This is a genomic window from Streptomyces sp. NPDC051684, assembly GCF_044453445.1.
GTDB lineage: Bacteria > Actinomycetota > Actinomycetes > Streptomycetales > Streptomycetaceae > Streptomyces.
The window spans coordinates 75,883-91,540 of record NZ_JBITCS010000001.1; the positions used below are offsets into that span (position 1 = coordinate 75,883).

The window sequence follows — 15,658 nt, forward strand, 5'->3', positions numbered from 1 at the left end:
CGGCTTCGTCGTCACCTGGCACCCCCATGGATGAGCTCGGGGCGCGGCCCCACGTCGATGCCGAACGTCGCCAAGCAGAGCGCGCGGCGGCGCTCACGCTGAAGCCGGCGCTCCTCCGGCGTCAGGACATAGGGCCGCACGAGCGCGCAGGCCGCGCCGTCCAGCCGCTCCGTGAACATTGGCGGCGGGGGTGGTACGTACGCGTACGCGGGGGTTGGCGCGAGGCGGTGGCGCCCCGTGGGGGCGGGCATGCAGAAGCGTAGGACCCGGGCGAGGGCCCGGAGGGTAAGGTCGAGCACGTTGACGCTCCTTGGAAGCGTTGGCCATGCCCCGGGACGGCTCCACCCGTCGCCGGGGTCTTTCGCGTCTCACGGTAGAGCAAGAGATGAGCTCTGTATAGCGCATGTGGGCGCTCTACTCTTAGGTGCAGGTCAGGTGCGTCGTACAGTGTTCGAATGGCACCCGAGTCTGGACGGAACCGACAGCCGATCGACCCCAACAAGATCGCCTACGTGTACATGCAGTTGGCGGACTACATCGCCGGGCAGATCACCGACGGAACCCTTCGCCCCGGAGCCCGCCTCCCCGGAGAGCGCGACCTCGCCGCCGAGTACGGCGTCGCGCACCTGACCATCCGCCGCGCCACCAAGGAACTCCGCGAACGCGGCCTCGTCATCACGCTCCCCGGCAAAGGAACCTTCATCGCCTACCCCGAGCCCGAGAGCGACACGTCCGAGGGCGACGATTCGGACGGCAGCTGACAGGGGACGCCCCTGGACCCGCTTTGTTGGGTTACCCCTAGAAACCCACCGCCCGGTTTGACGAACTTCCGCAGTACGAGCGGGAGTTCGGACTCGCTAGCGTCACCTCATGAGGCGACGCAAACGTATCGGGGCGACGCGGATCAGGTCCTTGCAGCGCGTACGGGACCGAGCTCAGCAGCGGAGGGAAGCGCGCCTGACCCGCAGTTGGGGACGACGCGTCGGGCGGCGGGCCGAACGGGCCCGGCCGTGGTTGCAGTTCCTGGCGGACGTGGCGACGCTGCTGGTGCGACTGGTGCGGTGACAAGCACACGGCTCGTCCACGGTGAGGTGGTTCACGCCGGCCCGGCTCTCCGCAGCGCTGTCGGGTGTCCCTCAGCAGGACTTGGCGAATTCGAGCAGGTCCGTGTTGAGCTGGTCTTTGTGTGTGATGTACAAGCCGTGGCCGGCGGTGGGGTACTCCTTGAGCCGAGCGCCGGGGATCAGCTCGGCGGTGCGGCGGGCGGTCAGGTCGATCGGTGCGGAGGAGTCCACGGCGCCGTGGACCACCAGAGCGGGAACGGAGATCCTGCGCAGTGCCTCGCGGTGGTCCGTGTGGAAGATCGACTCGAAGAGCCGGGCACCTGCCCACGGCGAGGTGGCCAGGCACTGGGCGATCGTGTGCCGGACCGTGGCCTCGGAGACGTCGTTGAGGTGGGTGGCGAACCACATCTGCGCCTGTCGGGCGAACCACTGAGGCCGGTCGGAGCGGAACGCCGACAGCGTTGCGCGCAGGGCGGCCTCCGGGACGCCACCGGGGTTGTCCGCGGTCGCCTTCAGGAACGGAAGGACGGCCGAGACGAACGCGGCGCCGGCGACACGCTGTTCGCCGCTCCGAGCCAGGCAGCGGGCGATCTCGGCCCCGCCCGCGGAGTGTCCGACCAGCACGGCATCGCTCAGGTCCAGGTGTTCCAGGAGTGCTGCCAGGTCGTCGGCCCCGGTGTCCAGGTCGTACCCGGTCGAGGACCGCTCCGAGCGGCCGTGCCCACGGCGGTCGACAGTGACGCAGCGGTAGCCGTTTTCGACGAAGTAGGGCAGTTGGTACTCCCACATCTCGCCGCTCAGCGTCCAGCTGGCGACGAAGACGATCGGCCGCCCCTGCCCGTAGTCCTCGTAGGCCAAGCGGGACCCATCAGTCGTTGCGAAGAACATTCCAACTCCTCGGTCGTGGTGAGCCGACCCTATGGATGCCCCTGTCCCCCGCGCCATGACCTGACAGGTCATGGGGCCAAGGACACGCGGAGGCACACCCAAAGCCTCACTGCACCAACACGATTGATGGGCAGTCAGGCTGGAGGCATGCAGCCGACTGTGAGACACCACAACGAAGGTTTCGTGGTCACACGTCACAGCTCAGTCGGACTTGGGGAGGGAGACCTCCACCCTGCGGTTCTTCTTGCGGCCCTGTTCCGAGCCGTTGTCCGCGATCGGGTAGTCCTCGCTGTAGCCCCTCACCTGGAACGTGATGTCGCCGCCCTGTGCGCCGAGCGCCGCGGTGAGCGCGTCGTGGACGGCTTCCGCGCGGGCTTTGGAGAGCTTGAGGCCGTGGGCGTACGAACCGAGATTGTCGGTGAAACCGAAGACGCGTACGGAGCTTGCCTTCTGGTTCTCGATCTCGTCGGCGATCGCCTTGATCCGGGAGTCTCCGTCGGGGTTCAGCTTGGAGCTGTCCTTGGGGAAGAGGACCTCGGCCTGGAGGGCGAACGTCACGTCCTCGTTGGTGTCCGTACGGCGCTCGTCGCCGGACAGGTCCTCCACGACCGACTTGATGTCCAGCACCTTGGCGGGCGCGAGCGTCGCACCGTCGGCGAGCTTCAGACCCGGGCTGTTGGCGTCCACGGAGGGGGGCGGCGAGCTGCTGGTGGCGCCGGGTGGGGCGCCGGTGGGTTCGTCGTCGGCGACGGCCACGCCCGTGGTGAACAGGAGGGCGGTGAGCGCCGCTGCAGTCAGGTTACGGCGGGGCATGTCAATCGCCCTCGGTGATGTCGATGGAGGCCGGGGGCATGGCACCGACCTGGAGGCTGATCTTGCTGGTGCCTTCGGGTGGGGCCGGGAATTGGGCGTACCAGTCCTTCGTCGCACCGTTGAGTACACCGCCCGTAAAGCGGGTGCACAAGCAGCGCCCCTGGGTGTCCCGCAGCACGAGGTACTTCTTCTTGCCGGCCTGATCAACGAGCGCCGCACCGGCCATGGAGCCACCGTTGGACGCCAACTCCCGCTCGTCGCCACGCCAGTCGACGACCGCCCACGGCTTACCTGTGTTGTTCGTGACCGTGCCCTCAACAGTGAGGAAGCCACCCTGGTCACGCTCAGCTGACGTGATCGCAAGCGTCAATCCGTCGCCCTTCACCTCGGCGAGCGTCTTGTTCGCGGCGGAGGCCGAGGAATCCGGCTTTTCGTCGCTACCTTGCTGCGCCGGCGCCGAGGACTTCGCGGCCTTGGCCTCGCCCTTGTCGCTGTCGCCTCCGCAGGCGGTCATGGACAGGACCAGCCCGACCGCAAGCGTTGCCGCAGCCAGTGCCCGGCGGGTGGTCGTCGTACGCCGAAGGTTCATCGCTGCGGCTTCCCTCTCTCGTCAGTCGGCCAGGTGGACGGCGAACAGGTCCGATGCGTCCGGCAGGTCGTCAAGGTCGAAGTCGTCGGGTTCGAAGTCGAACGTCTCACCGTCACAAGTGAGTTGCAGGGCCTTCTTCGGGTCGGCGTCCAGGGGGACATCGCAGCGCGGCTTCACCACCGCTGTGGCGTGCGCCTTCGCCCGCTGGTTCTCCGTGCCGGGGATGATCGTGTCGCCGACTGCGTCGAGAGCCTCCACTTCGACCCAATAGCCCGGATATCCGTCGACGTCCCTCTCGGACGGGCCACCGACGACCTGGGCGTCGTTGGCCGCTGCCAACCGCGCCGCCGCGGCACCGGCACCGTTGCCCTTGAACGCCATGCCGTCCAGCCAGTCCAGCCAGTCGTCGTCACCACCGTTGAGCGCGTCGCCCAACCCGAGCATCAACTCGTCCCGCTCGGACTGGGCCGCTGCCAACGCGGCCCCGTCGGCAGCGGACTGGGCTCCGTTCCGTGCGGATGCCGCCTGGGCGAATGCGAAGAAGGCGAACGCGGCAAAGAGCAGGATGGCGGTCAGCCAGATGTAGATCGGGAGGGTCGAGCCCCGATCGCTACGAAGGTGCGCCGGGCTCAACCACCGATGACGTTGTTGATGGCGCCCAGGATCGCGTTGGAAATCATCCCGTCGAGCCCCAGGCCGTCGATCGCCACGAAAATCCCCGCGATCAGAATCATCAGCCCCGCATACTCCACAAATCCGGCGCCGGAATCCCGTCGGGCCCCCCGAACCCGCTCCCCCACCGCGTATGTCCACGTCACCCACACCCCGATCAGCCGGTCCTTGATCACGGGATCTCCCTGTCTCTGCCGCAGCCGAAGCACCATCCGCAACGTACGCGAACTGCCACCCTCCGCACTCGCTTTCGCGCACAAAAGTGCAGCTCTTGGCCGGAATCTGTCGCCTTGTTTCCAGGGCTCTCGAACAGCTGCGGTCGTGCGGGATCCGCAACTACGTTTTGCTGTACGGGAGTTGAGGTGAAGGTGTTGCAAGGATGGGCCTTTGATGGGGCATCGGACATCCCTTCGTGCCGTATCGATGGTGCACTTGATATGCACAGTGACGACGCTCACACGGGGGGTGTGATGAGTCAGGTGATCGAGACGTGCGTGGGTTGCTCCGCGGTCACGGTAGAGGGAGCCGCGTACTGCGGTGAGTGCGGGGCTTCGCTCGTCGTGCGAGAGGGTTCGCGTGTGGTCGCCGCGCCGCGGTGGGGCGGGCGGGCGGATCTGACGCGGTACTTGTGCGCCGCCGTCTTCCTCGACCGCTCGTACGCGGACGCGCTGATCAGGGACATCGCGGCCGAGCCGCATCTCGGTGCGGCGCCCGCTCCCGGCTGTGACGTGCCGGTCGTGCTCCGGTTCGCGTACGCGGCGAACGCCAGGCGGCACGCGCGGGATCTGCTGCTGGGGGCCCTGGGTCTGGCCCTGGTCGTCATGCTGCTGACCGGCAGCTTCCTGAACGTGGTGTTTCTGCTGCTGCTGTTGCTCGCGTGGCTGACGACTCTCGGCTTCACGCTGTCCACGCTGTACGGCGAACGGCTGCAACGGCTGCGGCCCGACCGGTTCGATCCCGCCGCCGCGCCCGAGGCACCCAACGAGGACGCCGCTCGGCGACTGGCGGAGATCAACGGGTACGCGGACGGGAACGTCAGCGCGTACAGCGGCTTCTCGCCCTTCACCGGGTACGGGCAGGAACTCGACTCGTGGTCGTTGACCTTCGACGTCACGACCCCCGACACCGAGGGGGTCCCGCCGCGGGACTTCGATGTCGCGGAGTTGTACGCGTATGTGGCCGGGCGGGTCGGGGCGCTGTCGTTGCCCTGTCTTGAGGTCGAGGAGCGGGTGTTCGTGGAGGGCTCGGCGCTGCTGCACGACCAGCGGTTCCTGCCCGAACCGATGGGGCGGCCCGTCCCCCGGGTGGGCGCCGGGCAGGTGGACGCACTGAAGCGGGCGCCGGAGGAGACGGCCCGCGTCTATCTGGGGGTGCATTCCACGGGGTGGGGCGGCGAGTTGGTGACGTCGGTCTTCCTGCGCTGCGTCCGCTCGGACTCCAACCTGTTCGTGGAGGCCGTGCCCACCGTGCTGTGCCCGCTGCAGGACCGGTACCGGGTCATCGACTCGCTCATGCCGAGCCCGACCTTCCGCGAGTTCATGAACCTGCTGGGACAGAGCGTGTTCAGCACGCCGTTCGTCCTGCTGGCCGCCCCGGTCCGGGCGGTCATGGGCTTCTCGCCCGACTTCCGGATGGGGCGCAGGCGCAAGCGGCAGCGCCGGCGGATCGTGAGCCTGAAGGCCTTCGACTACGGCGCGCGGCAGAGCGTGCGGCAGCTCGCGGCGTCCCGGGATCACCAGCGGTACTTCCAGAAGGCCGACTCCGGCATGGTCCTGAAGACTGTCGAGCGGCGGATCCTCGACGCGCTGGTGGAGTTCGCGGAGGACCACGGCATCGATCCGGGCGACCTCAGGCGCCGCCAGGACACGATCATCAACAACGGCATCATCGCGTCCGCGGGCGCCCGGGTGGAGTCCGCCTCGGTGGCCTCCGGCGACCGGTCGCGGATCTCGAACGTGCTGAAGAAGATCCCGCGGCCCAAGACGGACTGAGCACCTTCCCACAGTGGGCCGGTCCGGGACCGGCCTCGGACAAAGGACGAGAACGGGCATGGAAGAGCGCATCAACAAGGGCGTGATCGCCGGTGCGAAGGCGACCGTCTCCCACGTGGCGGTCGCCTCGGGGGACCGGGCGCGCGTCGACTACCAGGTCACCGAGGCGGGCGATCAGGGCGGTTCTGCGGGGCAGTTGGGGCCCGCCGAGATCAGTGAGCTGCTCGCGCAGCTGATCGACGGGCTGCACGGGTCCGACCATCCCGACCGGGCGGATCTCGCCGAGTTCGCCGAGGACGCCCGCGAGGAGCTGGCCTCGGACGAGCCGCGCACCGGCAAGCTGCGGCGCGTGGCGCGGGCGCTGGTGGAGGCCGTGCCCGGGATCACCGGGCTCACCTCGCTGGCCGTGACACTCGAAGAAGCCGTGCGGAACCTGTAGCCGCATGGCCACCCGCTACTGCATCCGCTGCGGCGCAGGCACCGAGGACGCGAGACTGTCGTTCTGCCCGCGGTGCGGCACGGCATACACCGGTCAGCCGTCGGCGCCCGCACCGCGACCGGCCGACACCCCTGCCGACGACTCAGCGTACATCCGGGTGGGCCCCACCAGGCTTCCGCGGCTGCTTCCCGTGGCCCTGCTCGCCGTGCTCGTCGCGGCGGGCACGGCCGTGGGCGTCACCGTCGCCAACAGGGACGACGACACCGGCCCGGCTCCCTCCACCCTCACGTCGTTCTCCTCCTCGCCCGCCTTCGAGGACCCCGGCACCGAGACCGTGCCGACCGAACCCGAACCAGATCCGCCGGCCGAACCCACCGAGACGCAGGAGACCGAGACGGCCGCCTCGGTCGTGGAGTCGTACTACGCCGACCTCAACGCCGGTGACTTCGACGCGGCCTGGGACCTGGGCGGCTCGAACATCGCGACGGAGCAGACGTACGACGAGTGGGTCTCCGGCTTCGGCACGACGCGGAGCATCGCGGTCGACGCCACCGACGACGGTTTCGACGAGGTCGACGTCCGCATCACCTCGACCCTGACCGACGGCACGACGGAGCGGTACGAGGGGACGTACACCGTGACGGACGGGGAGATCACCGCAGCTGAGATCCAGAAGGCGTACTAGCGGCGGTCAACGTCCCAGGATCGAACCGAAGTTGGTGCCCGCACCCAGGAACATCCCCGTCCCGATCAGGATCATCGTCGCCGGCAGCATGAACACCAGCGTCACCATCGTCGCCTTCGGAATCGTCTTCGCCGCCCGGCGGCGTGAATTCTGCGCGTCCGTGCGGCGCATGTCCGTGGCGAGTTGGATGAGGGTGTCCGCGATCGGGGAGCCGAGTTCCTCGCCCTGTTGCAGCGCCGACACGAACTGGGCCACCTGCTCGGAGGCATTGCGGCGGCGGAGTTCGTCGAAGGCCTGGCGGCGTGGGACGCCCATGTCCATCTGGCGCAGGGTGATGCGCAGTTCGTCGGCCCACGGCCCCTCGTACTTCTCCGAGACCCGGTCGAGCGCCTGCCGGAAGCCGAGGCCGGCCGAGACCACCACCGCGAGGACGTCCAGGAAGTCCGGGAGCGTGCGGTCGATGACCTCCTTGCGCTCTCGTACCGCCTGCCAGATGAGCGCGTCCGCCGCCAGCGCGCCGAACGCGAGGGTCAGGAGGCCGAAGAGGGGGCTGTCGGCGGAGAGGAAGACCAGGCCCATGACCAGGCCGAACGCCCCGTACACCGCCCGCCGCGCCGCGTAGCGGTCGATCGTCAGGCCGCCGGGGTTCCCCGCCATGTCGATCTTCCGGCGCTTCGCGTCCACGCGGCGCGGCCCCATCAGGCGCAGCACCAGCGGCGCGAACCGCATGCCGATGCGGTCGACCGCGGAGCCGGTCGTGGAGACCCGGCTGGCGCCCACCTCCAGGGCCAGGGCGAGGTCGCTGGGCACCTTGGCGTCCGCGCGGTACATCCGGATGCCCAGGAAGATCCCCAGGGTCGCCGCCCCCGCGAGGGCCGCGAGGAGTACGCCCGTCATCGTCGTCGACATGGTCTCCTCACACCTCGATTCGGCCGAGGCGGCGGATCACGAAGAAGCCGATGCCGTAGAGGGCCAGCGAGATCAGGATCAACGTGCGGCCCACCCCCGATTCCGTCACCCGTGCCAGCGCGCCCTCGTTCGAGGCGTTGACCATGAGGAGGGAGCCGAGGCCGAGGAGCGGGACCGTGAACGCCGTCGCGTTGACCTCGGAGAGCATCGTGCGGATCTCGCGGCGGGTCTCCTTGCGGTCCTCCAGGGTCTTCGTCAGGTTCCGGAGGGACGAGACCACCGTGCCGCCCGCCTTGTTGGACAGGACCAGCGTCGTCACGAGGACGACCAGTTCGCGGGAGGGCAGGCGGGCCGCCAGTTCGTCCAGGGCGTCGTCCACCGAGCGGCCGAGCGCCAACTGGTCCGACACGCGCGACAGTTCCTCGCCCGCGGGCGCTTCGAGCTCCTCCGCCGCCATCGCGAGCGACGTGCGCAGGGCGAGGCCCGCAGCCGTCGCGTTCGCCAGGAGGCGCGCGACGTCCGGGAGTTGGTTGATGAAGGCCTCGATGCGTTTCTGGCGTTGCCAGTTGAGGAAGATGAGCGCGCTGTAGACGGTCACCAGGGCCGCGATCGGGCCGAAGAACGGCGCCAGGGTCGACGCCGCCAGCAGCCACAGCGCCACCGCGACCACGGCCACGTAGACCGAGAACTCGCCCGCCGTCACGTCCAGGCCCGTCGCCGACAGGCGCAGGTGCACCCAGCGGCCGAGCCGGGTGCGGCGCAGGCGGCGGTCGATGGTGGTGAAGCGGCGGGCCCGGCCGCCCGCGCCCGCGGCGACCGGGTCGCCGCCCGCCGGGTACGCGTCCAGGCGGTCGGCGAGATCCTGGCTCCGGGCCCGGCCCGAGGCCAGGGCGTGGATGCCCGCGACCGCGACGGCGCAGGCGAGGACCGTGGCCCCCAGGGCCAGCAGGACCGGTGTCGTCATCCCGTCGCCTCCCTCGTGTTGCGCGCCTCCACCTGTTCCACGACGCCGAACGCCGGTGGCACCGCCTCCCCCGCCACGTACAGCCGGTCGGCGAGGAGGCGGGGCAGCGGGAGATGTTCGTAGTAGCCGCGGACCCTGCGGATCTCCTCGTCCGTGGCCCCGGAGACGTAGGGCTGCGCGACGAAGCGGGTCGCGGTCGCGATCCGGAACTGTTCGCGGCCGTGGGAGATGAGGAGGGCGATCTCCGTGATGCGGCGGGATCCGTCCGCGGCACGGGTGAGCTGGATCAGGACGTCGACCGCCGAGTTGATCTGGTCGCGCAGCGCCTCGAAGGGGACGTCGACCTCCGACATCGAGCCGAGGGTCTGGAGGCGGGTCAGGGCGTCTTCGGCGGTGTTCGCGTGGACCGTGGCGAGCGAGCCGTCGTGGCCCGTCGACATGGCTTGCAGCATGTCGAGGGTCTCGCCGCCGCGGACCTCGCCGACGATGATGCGGTCGGGGCGCATGCGCAGGCTGTTGCGGACGAGGTCGCGGATGGTGATCTGGCCCTTGCCCTCCACGTTCGCGGGGCGGGACTCCAGGCGGATCACGTGGTCCTGCTGGAGCTGGAGCTCCGCCGAGTCCTCGATGGTGATGATGCGTTCGTGGGGCGGGATGAGCGCCGACAGGGCGTTCAGGAGGGTCGTCTTCCCGGAGCCCGTGCCGCCGCTCACGATGATGTTGAAGCGGGCGCGCACACAGGCCGCGAGGAACATCAGCATGTGCTCGTCGAGCGAGCCGAGTTCCAAGAGTTCATTGAGGCTGTACGCGCGCGGGAAGCGGCGGATCGTGAGCGTGGCGCCGGTGAGCGAGAGCGGCGGGATGATCACGTTGACGCGTTCGCCGGTGGGGAGGCGGGCGTCGACCATGGGGTTCGACTCGTCGACGCGGCGGTTGACGGTCGACACGATGCGTTCGATCGTCTGCATGAGTTGCTCGGACGACGTGAAGCGGAGGGGGAGTTGCTCCACGCGGCCCGCGCGCTCGACGAAGATCGCGTCGGGGCCGTTCACCATGATTTCGGTGATCGAGGCGTCCGCGAGGAGGGGTTCGAGGATGCCGAGGCCCAGGGCCTCGTCCACCACGCGGCGGATCAGCTGGGTGCGCTCGGTCGAGGAGAGGACCGGGCCCTCGCGGCTGATGATGTGGCCGAGGACGCGCTCCAGGCGGACGCGGCGGTCCGCTGCCGCGAGGGTGGACATCTCGGCGAGGTCGATCTCTTCGAGGAGTTTGGTGCGGTAGACCGCGACCAGGCCCTCGTCGCGGTCCGGGGGCGTGCCGGTGGGGGTGTCGCGGGTGGCGACCACGCGTGAGCGCAGGCTCATCTCGTCGGGTCAGCTCCCCTCGTTCTCGCGGTCGTTGGGCATCGTGGCGTGCCGGGTCAGCTGCCAGTCGTCGAACAGCGGGATGATCGCCGGGACGCTCACCGTGACGGTGGCGGTGATCGTGTCGCCACCGCCGGGGATGCTCGGGGCGGGTTGCAGCCAGCCGCTCGTGGAGGTCACGGCCGCCGCGTTGCCCGTGCCCGGGGTGAGCGATTCCGCCCGTGCGCCCGCGCGGGCCGCGCTGCCCGCCTGGTTGGCGGCGTAGCCGACGAGGCCGAGTTGGATCGCGGCCATTCCGATGACCAGGAGGAAGGGGAGGAAGCCGGCGAACTCCAGCATGGAGACTCCGCGGTCGCCGGTCGGGGTTCGGCGCGGCGGGGTTGCGGTCGCGGGGCTCTGCCCCGGACCCCGCGCCTCAATCGCCGGCGGGGCTTGATGAGTCACCGGTCCGCCTCCGTTGCCGCGCCCGCCTCGCCCTTCACCTTCCAGCCCGGGTTCACGCCCGGGAAGAAGAGGGGGACGTCGACGTTGACGGTGGCGCGGGTCACCGTGCCGTTGTCCGAGCAGTTGATCTCCGCGTCCTGCCACGCTCCCGGCAGGTTCTTGCGGCCCGCCGCGTCGCAGGCGCCCTGGCCGTCCGCGCCGGAGGCATACGCGGATGTCGCCGCGCGCGCCGCCTCGTCCGCCGCGTTGCCTGCCAGGGAGTAGGTGTAACCCCACAGGACGCACTGCCACATCAGGCCCATCACGACCAGGATCAGGGGGAACATCGCCGCGAATTCGAGGGTCACCGCGCCCTTGTCGGAGCCGCGGCGGCGGGCGCGGCGGCCCGAGGTGGGCGGTGCGGGGGTGGCCACGAGGTCGAGTTCCGCCGCCAGCGCCCACATCGCCTGCTTGACCGTCGAGCGGTTGTCGAGGTCCTGCATGCGGCCCGCGTCGACCGCCGCCTGGAGTTCCTTGTACGCGGCCGGGACCGAGGTGCGGGCCGTCTTCGTGCCGGTCACGCGTTCCACCAGTGACGGCTGGATCTCCGCCGAGCGGGCGTGCCGGTTCACGACCGTGAGGGTCTCCTCCGCCTTGCGGACCTGGAGGCGGTCCCAGAGGCGGACCATGCGTTTCGCGGCGCGTACCGCCACGACGTCCGGGGTGAGCAGGAGGGCCGCCTGGTCGGCGAGTTCGATGGCCGTGGTGTTCGCGGCGCCCATCTGCGTACCGCAGTCGACGACCACCACGTCGTAGCGGGCGCGCAGGGCGTGGATCACCTGGCGGGCCACGCGGTCCGTGACGTCCTCGCCGCGTTCGCCGTCGGCGGGGGCCAGGATCAGGTCGACGCCGGACTCGTGGGCGAAGGCGGCGTCCTGGAGGACGCGGGGCGTGATGTCGCGGATCGCGGCGAGGTCGGCCACGGAGCGGCGGAACTGGACGTCGAGGTAGGAGGCCACGTCGCCGGACTGGAGGTCCAGGTCGAGGAGGGCCACCGTACGGCCGGACGCCCTTGCTGCGAGGGCCAGTTGGACCGCGGTGACCGTGGTTCCGACGCCGCCCTTCGCGCCCGCCACCGCGACGACCCGGCCGCCGCCGCCCGCCGGGACGAGTTCCGTGCCGGTGCCGCCCGCGAGGTGCCGGCGCATGCCCGCCGACCAGGCCGCCGCGGCCTGGACGCGTTCCGCGAGGGCGTCGTAGCCGAGCGGGAACGCGACGATGCCGCGCGCTCCGCTGTCCATCGCGGCGGTGAGGAGGGCGGGGCCGGTGTCCGCGGTGAGCAGGACGACGCCCACCGCGGGGAAGCGGAGGACCAGGTCGCGGATGAGGTCGAGGGCGGGGACGGGGCCGATGCGTTCGTGGACCAGGACGACCTCGGGGAGTTCGTCCAGGGACTCGGCGGCGAGGCCGGCCAAGGTGTCGAGCAGGGCGGTGGCGTCGGCGACGGGTGGGGCGGGTTCGGCGTCGGGGAGCTGGGAGAGCAGCGTGACGAGGCCTCTGGCGGTTTCCGGGTCACCTACCGCCGGGAGGATTCGGGTGGTCATGGGCGGGGCCCTCCGATCACCGGCACCGGTGTTGCGGTCGCGGGGCTCTGCCCCGGACCCCGCTGCTCAATCGCCGCAGGGGCTTGAAATGCCCATACCGGCGCCGGGGCGTGAGTGGACGGGCATATCAAGCCCCGCCGGCGATTGAGGCGCGGGGTCCGGGGCGGAGCCCCGTGGCGTGGTGTCCGGGTGGGGCTCACTTGTCGCCCTCCAGCGTGTACGAGCGGTCCTCCGGCGTGATCTTTTCCGCGTGACCGGGGGCGACCAGGGCCAGGCGGACGTGCGTGGCGAACGACTCCGCGTAGGCCACCCGTTGCGCGTCCGCGGGGCCGAGGGCGAAGGTGATCGGGACCGCCTCGCCCTGTCGGCGGGTGGAGTTCTCACTGTTGGCGGCGCCCTGCTCGTCGATCGGGGTCAGCTTGCCCACGTCGATGACCCCGGCGTTCTCCACGATGACCTTGGACTGGTCGCGCTGCTTGTCGTTCTCGGCCTTGAAGGTGGCGTAGATGTTGACCTTCGAGCCGGGGTTGATCTTTCCGGCGACGCCGGTCTCCGCGTCGATCATGATGGCGATCTCCTGCTGGCCCGCCTCCAGCTTCGGGCGGTCGACGATCATGTCGGACTGGAGCAGGGAGCCCTTCTTGAGCTGCGTGACGGCGATCTTGCCGCGGATCTCGCCGAGGTCGGTGACGGCCGTGTCGGACAGCCACCGCTTCGGCATCCGCACCTTCTCGAACTGGTCCGCCGTGAGCTGCTTGTACGGGGACACGTCCTGCTTCAGCTCGTACGCGTCCTCCTCGGACCCCACCTTCGAGTCCACGTCACGGATCACGGCGAGCACACCGGCGAACGCACCGATGGCGCACAGGGCCGAGACGACCAGGAGTATGACGCCGCGGCGCTGACGTGAGTTCATGGACCGAGCAACCTCGTTGGTAGGGGCCAGTGGGGCGGTGGGGTCAGTGGTGGGTCGCGCGTGGGAGCGCCGTTCGGGTCGAGCCCGCCGCGGGCGCGAGCGCCGAGCGCGCCGCTGTGGCCGGGCCCTCGGTTGGCACCTCACCGGCGAGCGGCGCGGAGCAGAACCCGCAGCGGTCGCCGATGAGTTCGAGGCCGCACCAGTGGCACTGCTCGCGGCGGACGGACGAGACCAGCTGGTAGAGCACGGAGATGTCGGGGATGGCCGCCGCGAACTCGACGATCCGGCCGGGGCTGCCCGGCTTGCCGGTCGCCCACCAGCGCGGCGAGTCGGCGGGAAGCCGGGTCCGCGACACGCTCTGCACCCGCCAGGCGGGGGCGAGGACGCCGGTGAGCCAGTCCGGGGTGTGCTGGCCGACGGCGTAGACCATGCGGGTGCCGAAGGCGGGTCCTGTCGGGGTCTCCGAGCCGGTGAGGCGCAGCAGTTGGGGTTGTGGTGAGGCGACCACCGCGAACTGGGCGTTCGGGGACCAGGACTTCGCGTGCGCCTTCAGGGAGACCGGGACCCGGTCCAGCTTCGTCACCGAGCCGACCACCGCCCCCGCGTACACGTAGTGCGCGAGCAGGCGGGCCGCCGACGCCAGCACCCCGGGGCTGAAGTCGCAGATCGACAGCTGGCGCAATTGCAGCGCCAGGACCGCGAGTCCGAGGGGCGGGAGCGCCGGGCGGAGGATCGCCATACGGTCGGTTTCCAGCACCGAACGGATCGAATGCAGGCGGTGCACGGTCGCGTCCGGCGCGGATTCCGGGCAGAGCACGATCACGTATCCGTGCTGTTCGATCAGTGTGTGTACGTCGGTCAGGGCCCGGTCGAGCGGATACTTCTGCTGCGGTTCGCCCACGGGCAGCACGGTGGCGGTCGGTGTGTGCCGGTCCGGTGAGGCGAGGACCAGGTCGGGGTCGGTCACGGCTATGGCGGTCGGCACGCGTGAACCCCCCGGTCGTCGCTCTGCGTCCCTCCAGCGGCGCCTCGCGGTGCCACTGCCCCAGCACCATATCCACGCAGCCGCCCCGCAACACCCCACTTCGCACTGTTCACGAGGTGATCGGAGCGGGTCGATGGCCGGTTGGCGAGGAAGCGTCGGTGACAACCCTTGACAAGTTCAATGGTCTGGACCAGTTTGTACGGCCAGCAGCTGCTTCCCCAACTCCCCCCACATCTCCCCCACTTCGGTGCCGGGAGCCCTCCCCCACTTGGAGGCAGAAATGGCGCATTCCTATCGCAGACGGTCCCGGCTCGGCGCGCTTCTTGGCGCGTTCACGGCGGCCGCGCTCGCCGTGGGCGGCCTCGCCACGACAAGTACGGCGAATGCGGCGAGTGCGGCCAGTACGGCGGAAAGCTCCACGGCCGCCGTTCCGGCGCACGCCGTCACTGGCTACTGGCAGAACTTCAACAACGGCGCGACCGTGCAGAAGCTCGCCGACGTTCCGGACGCGTACGACATCGTTGCCGTGGCCTTCGCCGACGCGACCGCGACGCCGGGCGCCGTCGACTTCACGCTCGACTCGGCCGGACTCGGCGGCTACACGGAGGACGCCTTCAAGGCCGACGTCAAGGCCAAGCAGGCGGCCGGCAAGTCCGTGATCATCTCGATCGGTGGCGAGAAGGGCACCATCCAGGTCAACGACGCGGCCTCCGCGGGCAACTTCGCCGACTCGGTGTACGCGCTGATGCAGGAGTACGGGTTCGACGGCGTCGACATCGACCTGGAGAACGGGCTCAACTCCACGTACATGTCGCAGGCGTTGAAGTCGCTCGCCGCCAAGGCGGGCAGCGGGTTCGTGCTCACCATGGCGCCGCAGACCATCGACATGCAGTCGACCTCGGCCGAGTACTTCAAGACGGCCCTGGCCGTGAAGGACATCCTCACGGTCGTCAACATGCAGTACTACAACAGCGGTTCGATGCTGGGCTGCGACGGCAAGGTCTACAGCCAGGGGTCGGTGGACTTCCTGACCGCGCTCGCCTGCATCCAGCTGGAGGGCGGGCTCGACCCCTCGCAGGTCGGCATCGGCACGCCCGCCTCGTCGAGCGCGGCGGGCAGCGGATACGTGGCGCCCTCCGTCGTGAACGATGCGCTCGACTGCCTCACCAAGGGCACGAACTGCGGTTCGTTCAAGCCGTCGAAGACCTACCCGGGCCTGCGCGGCGCGATGACCTGGTCGACCAACTGGGATGCCAGTTCCGGCAACGCGTGGTCCTCGGCCGTCGGACCGCACGTCGACGGCCTGTAGTCCCCCGCGCGGGCAGCGCCGCCGCTCCCCCGGCGGCGCTGCC

At 70.0% G+C, this 15,658-nt stretch carries 19 protein-coding genes; 6 read left to right on the forward strand and 13 right to left on the reverse strand.

Annotated elements, in window-relative coordinates:
• Positions 1-11 precede the first annotated feature (11 nt).
• Positions 12-251, reverse strand: a complete 240-nt coding sequence (locus ACIA8D_RS00345) for a hypothetical protein (RefSeq protein ID WP_399227680.1) — start codon at positions 249-251, stop codon at positions 12-14.
• A gap of 204 nt (positions 252-455) precedes the next feature.
• Between ACIA8D_RS00345 and ACIA8D_RS00350 the strand changes: the two genes are divergently transcribed.
• Together ACIA8D_RS00350 and ACIA8D_RS00355 are read left to right on the forward strand one after the other, a co-directional pair.
• The gene (locus tag ACIA8D_RS00350) at positions 456-761 is read left to right on the forward strand and encodes a winged helix-turn-helix domain-containing protein (RefSeq protein ID WP_399227681.1); all 306 of its coding nucleotides are present in this window, start codon (positions 456-458) and stop codon (positions 759-761) included.
• Positions 762-870: 109 nt separating this feature from the next.
• The gene (locus tag ACIA8D_RS00355; protein WP_399227682.1) at positions 871-1,065 is read left to right on the forward strand and encodes a hypothetical protein; all 195 of its coding nucleotides are present in this window, start codon (positions 871-873) and stop codon (positions 1,063-1,065) included.
• A 71-nt stretch (positions 1,066-1,136) separates the two neighbouring features.
• On the opposite strand, the gene ACIA8D_RS00360 is transcribed toward ACIA8D_RS00355, so the two are convergent.
• From ACIA8D_RS00360 to ACIA8D_RS00380, 5 genes are all read right to left on the reverse strand, one after another.
• Positions 1,137-1,952: an alpha/beta fold hydrolase gene (locus ACIA8D_RS00360; protein ID WP_399227683.1), complete on the reverse strand. Its 816-nt coding sequence runs from the start codon at positions 1,950-1,952 to the stop codon at positions 1,137-1,139.
• 201 nt (positions 1,953-2,153) lie between these two features.
• Positions 2,154-2,765, reverse strand: a complete 612-nt coding sequence (locus tag ACIA8D_RS00365) for an OmpA family protein (RefSeq protein ID WP_399227684.1) — start codon at positions 2,763-2,765, stop codon at positions 2,154-2,156.
• Between the two features lies 1 nt (position 2,766).
• Positions 2,767-3,354, reverse strand: a complete 588-nt coding sequence (locus ACIA8D_RS00370; RefSeq protein ID WP_399227685.1) for a hypothetical protein — start codon at positions 3,352-3,354, stop codon at positions 2,767-2,769.
• 21 nt (positions 3,355-3,375) lie between these two features.
• The gene (locus tag ACIA8D_RS00375; RefSeq protein ID WP_399227686.1) at positions 3,376-3,987 is read right to left on the reverse strand and encodes a pilus assembly protein TadG-related protein; all 612 of its coding nucleotides are present in this window, start codon (positions 3,985-3,987) and stop codon (positions 3,376-3,378) included.
• A complete protein-coding gene (locus ACIA8D_RS00380; RefSeq protein WP_399228044.1) occupies positions 3,984-4,172 on the reverse strand; it encodes a hypothetical protein in 189 nt (62 codons plus the stop codon). Before ACIA8D_RS00380 ends, ACIA8D_RS00375 begins: the two co-directional genes overlap by 4 nt.
• Positions 4,173-4,604: 432 nt before the next feature.
• Between ACIA8D_RS00380 and ACIA8D_RS00385 the strand changes: the two genes are divergently transcribed.
• The 3 genes from ACIA8D_RS00385 to ACIA8D_RS00395 are packed head-to-tail and all read left to right on the forward strand — an operon-like array spanning position 4,605 to position 7,141.
• The gene (locus ACIA8D_RS00385; protein WP_399227687.1) at positions 4,605-6,017 is read left to right on the forward strand and encodes a zinc ribbon domain-containing protein; all 1,413 of its coding nucleotides are present in this window, start codon (positions 4,605-4,607) and stop codon (positions 6,015-6,017) included.
• A 58-nt stretch (positions 6,018-6,075) separates the two neighbouring features.
• Positions 6,076-6,456, forward strand: a complete 381-nt coding sequence (locus ACIA8D_RS00390) for a hypothetical protein (protein WP_399227688.1) — start codon at positions 6,076-6,078, stop codon at positions 6,454-6,456.
• A gap of 4 nt (positions 6,457-6,460) precedes the next feature.
• Positions 6,461-7,141 carry a hypothetical protein gene (locus ACIA8D_RS00395; protein WP_399227689.1) on the forward strand — a complete coding sequence of 227 codons (681 nt, stop codon included), beginning with the start codon at positions 6,461-6,463 and terminating at the stop codon, positions 7,139-7,141.
• 6 nt (positions 7,142-7,147) lie between these two features.
• On the opposite strand, the gene ACIA8D_RS00400 is transcribed toward ACIA8D_RS00395, so the two are convergent.
• From ACIA8D_RS00400 to ACIA8D_RS00430, 7 genes are all read right to left on the reverse strand, one after another.
• The gene (locus ACIA8D_RS00400) at positions 7,148-8,050 is read right to left on the reverse strand and encodes a DUF5936 domain-containing protein (protein ID WP_399227690.1); all 903 of its coding nucleotides are present in this window, start codon (positions 8,048-8,050) and stop codon (positions 7,148-7,150) included.
• A 7-nt stretch (positions 8,051-8,057) separates the two neighbouring features.
• A complete protein-coding gene (locus tag ACIA8D_RS00405) occupies positions 8,058-9,014 on the reverse strand; it encodes a type II secretion system F family protein (RefSeq protein WP_399227691.1) in 957 nt (318 codons plus the stop codon).
• Complete coding sequence (locus ACIA8D_RS00410; RefSeq protein WP_399227692.1) at positions 9,011-10,378, reverse strand: CpaF family protein; 1,368 nt, start codon at positions 10,376-10,378, stop codon at positions 9,011-9,013. Before ACIA8D_RS00410 ends, ACIA8D_RS00405 begins: the two co-directional genes overlap by 4 nt.
• Positions 10,379-10,387: 9 nt before the next feature.
• Entirely contained in the window at positions 10,388-10,717 is a 330-nt protein-coding gene (locus ACIA8D_RS00415; protein ID WP_399227693.1) for a TadE/TadG family type IV pilus assembly protein, read from the reverse strand.
• Between the two features lie 101 nt (positions 10,718-10,818).
• On the reverse strand, positions 10,819-12,405 hold the full coding sequence (locus ACIA8D_RS00420; RefSeq protein WP_399227694.1) for a CpaE family protein: 1,587 nt from the start codon (positions 12,403-12,405) through the stop codon (positions 10,819-10,821).
• Positions 12,406-12,601: 196 nt separating this feature from the next.
• Positions 12,602-13,321, reverse strand: a complete 720-nt coding sequence (cpaB, locus tag ACIA8D_RS00425) for a Flp pilus assembly protein CpaB (RefSeq protein WP_399227695.1) — start codon at positions 13,319-13,321, stop codon at positions 12,602-12,604.
• A gap of 43 nt (positions 13,322-13,364) precedes the next feature.
• Positions 13,365-14,306 carry a hypothetical protein gene (locus ACIA8D_RS00430; RefSeq protein ID WP_399227696.1) on the reverse strand — a complete coding sequence of 314 codons (942 nt, stop codon included), beginning with the start codon at positions 14,304-14,306 and terminating at the stop codon, positions 13,365-13,367.
• Positions 14,307-14,586: 280 nt separating this feature from the next.
• Here ACIA8D_RS00430 and ACIA8D_RS00435 point away from each other — a divergent pair, with 280 nt between their 5' ends.
• The gene (locus ACIA8D_RS00435; protein ID WP_399227697.1) at positions 14,587-15,615 is read left to right on the forward strand and encodes a chitinase; all 1,029 of its coding nucleotides are present in this window, start codon (positions 14,587-14,589) and stop codon (positions 15,613-15,615) included.
• Positions 15,616-15,658: the final 43 nt, after the last annotated feature.

Excerpts from the sequence above, each read along its gene's own strand:
- ACIA8D_RS00420 (WP_399227694.1), bottom strand. The coding sequence starts at position 12,405 with ATGACCACCCGAATCCTCCCGGCGGTAGGTGACCCGGAAACCGCCAGA.
- cpaB (WP_399227695.1), bottom strand. The coding sequence starts at position 13,321 with ATGAACTCACGTCAGCGCCGCGGCGTCATACTCCTGGTCGTCTCGGCC.
- ACIA8D_RS00390 (WP_399227688.1), top strand. The coding sequence starts at position 6,076 with ATGGAAGAGCGCATCAACAAGGGCGTGATCGCCGGTGCGAAGGCGACC.
- ACIA8D_RS00370 (WP_399227685.1), bottom strand. The coding sequence starts at position 3,354 with ATGAACCTTCGGCGTACGACGACCACCCGCCGGGCACTGGCTGCGGCA.
- ACIA8D_RS00365 (WP_399227684.1), bottom strand. The coding sequence starts at position 2,765 with ATGCCCCGCCGTAACCTGACTGCAGCGGCGCTCACCGCCCTCCTGTTC.
- ACIA8D_RS00405 (WP_399227691.1), bottom strand. The coding sequence starts at position 9,014 with ATGACGACACCGGTCCTGCTGGCCCTGGGGGCCACGGTCCTCGCCTGC.
- ACIA8D_RS00350 (WP_399227681.1), top strand. The coding sequence starts at position 456 with ATGGCACCCGAGTCTGGACGGAACCGACAGCCGATCGACCCCAACAAG.
- ACIA8D_RS00415 (WP_399227693.1), bottom strand. The coding sequence starts at position 10,717 with ATGCTGGAGTTCGCCGGCTTCCTCCCCTTCCTCCTGGTCATCGGAATG.
- ACIA8D_RS00360 (WP_399227683.1), bottom strand. The coding sequence starts at position 1,952 with ATGTTCTTCGCAACGACTGATGGGTCCCGCTTGGCCTACGAGGACTAC.
- ACIA8D_RS00345 (WP_399227680.1), bottom strand. The coding sequence starts at position 251 with ATGCCCGCCCCCACGGGGCGCCACCGCCTCGCGCCAACCCCCGCGTAC.
- ACIA8D_RS00395 (WP_399227689.1), top strand. The coding sequence starts at position 6,461 with ATGGCCACCCGCTACTGCATCCGCTGCGGCGCAGGCACCGAGGACGCG.
- ACIA8D_RS00400 (WP_399227690.1), bottom strand. The coding sequence starts at position 8,050 with ATGTCGACGACGATGACGGGCGTACTCCTCGCGGCCCTCGCGGGGGCG.
- ACIA8D_RS00435 (WP_399227697.1), top strand. The coding sequence starts at position 14,587 with ATGGCGCATTCCTATCGCAGACGGTCCCGGCTCGGCGCGCTTCTTGGC.
- ACIA8D_RS00410 (WP_399227692.1), bottom strand. The coding sequence starts at position 10,378 with ATGAGCCTGCGCTCACGCGTGGTCGCCACCCGCGACACCCCCACCGGC.
- ACIA8D_RS00355 (WP_399227682.1), top strand. The coding sequence starts at position 871 with ATGAGGCGACGCAAACGTATCGGGGCGACGCGGATCAGGTCCTTGCAG.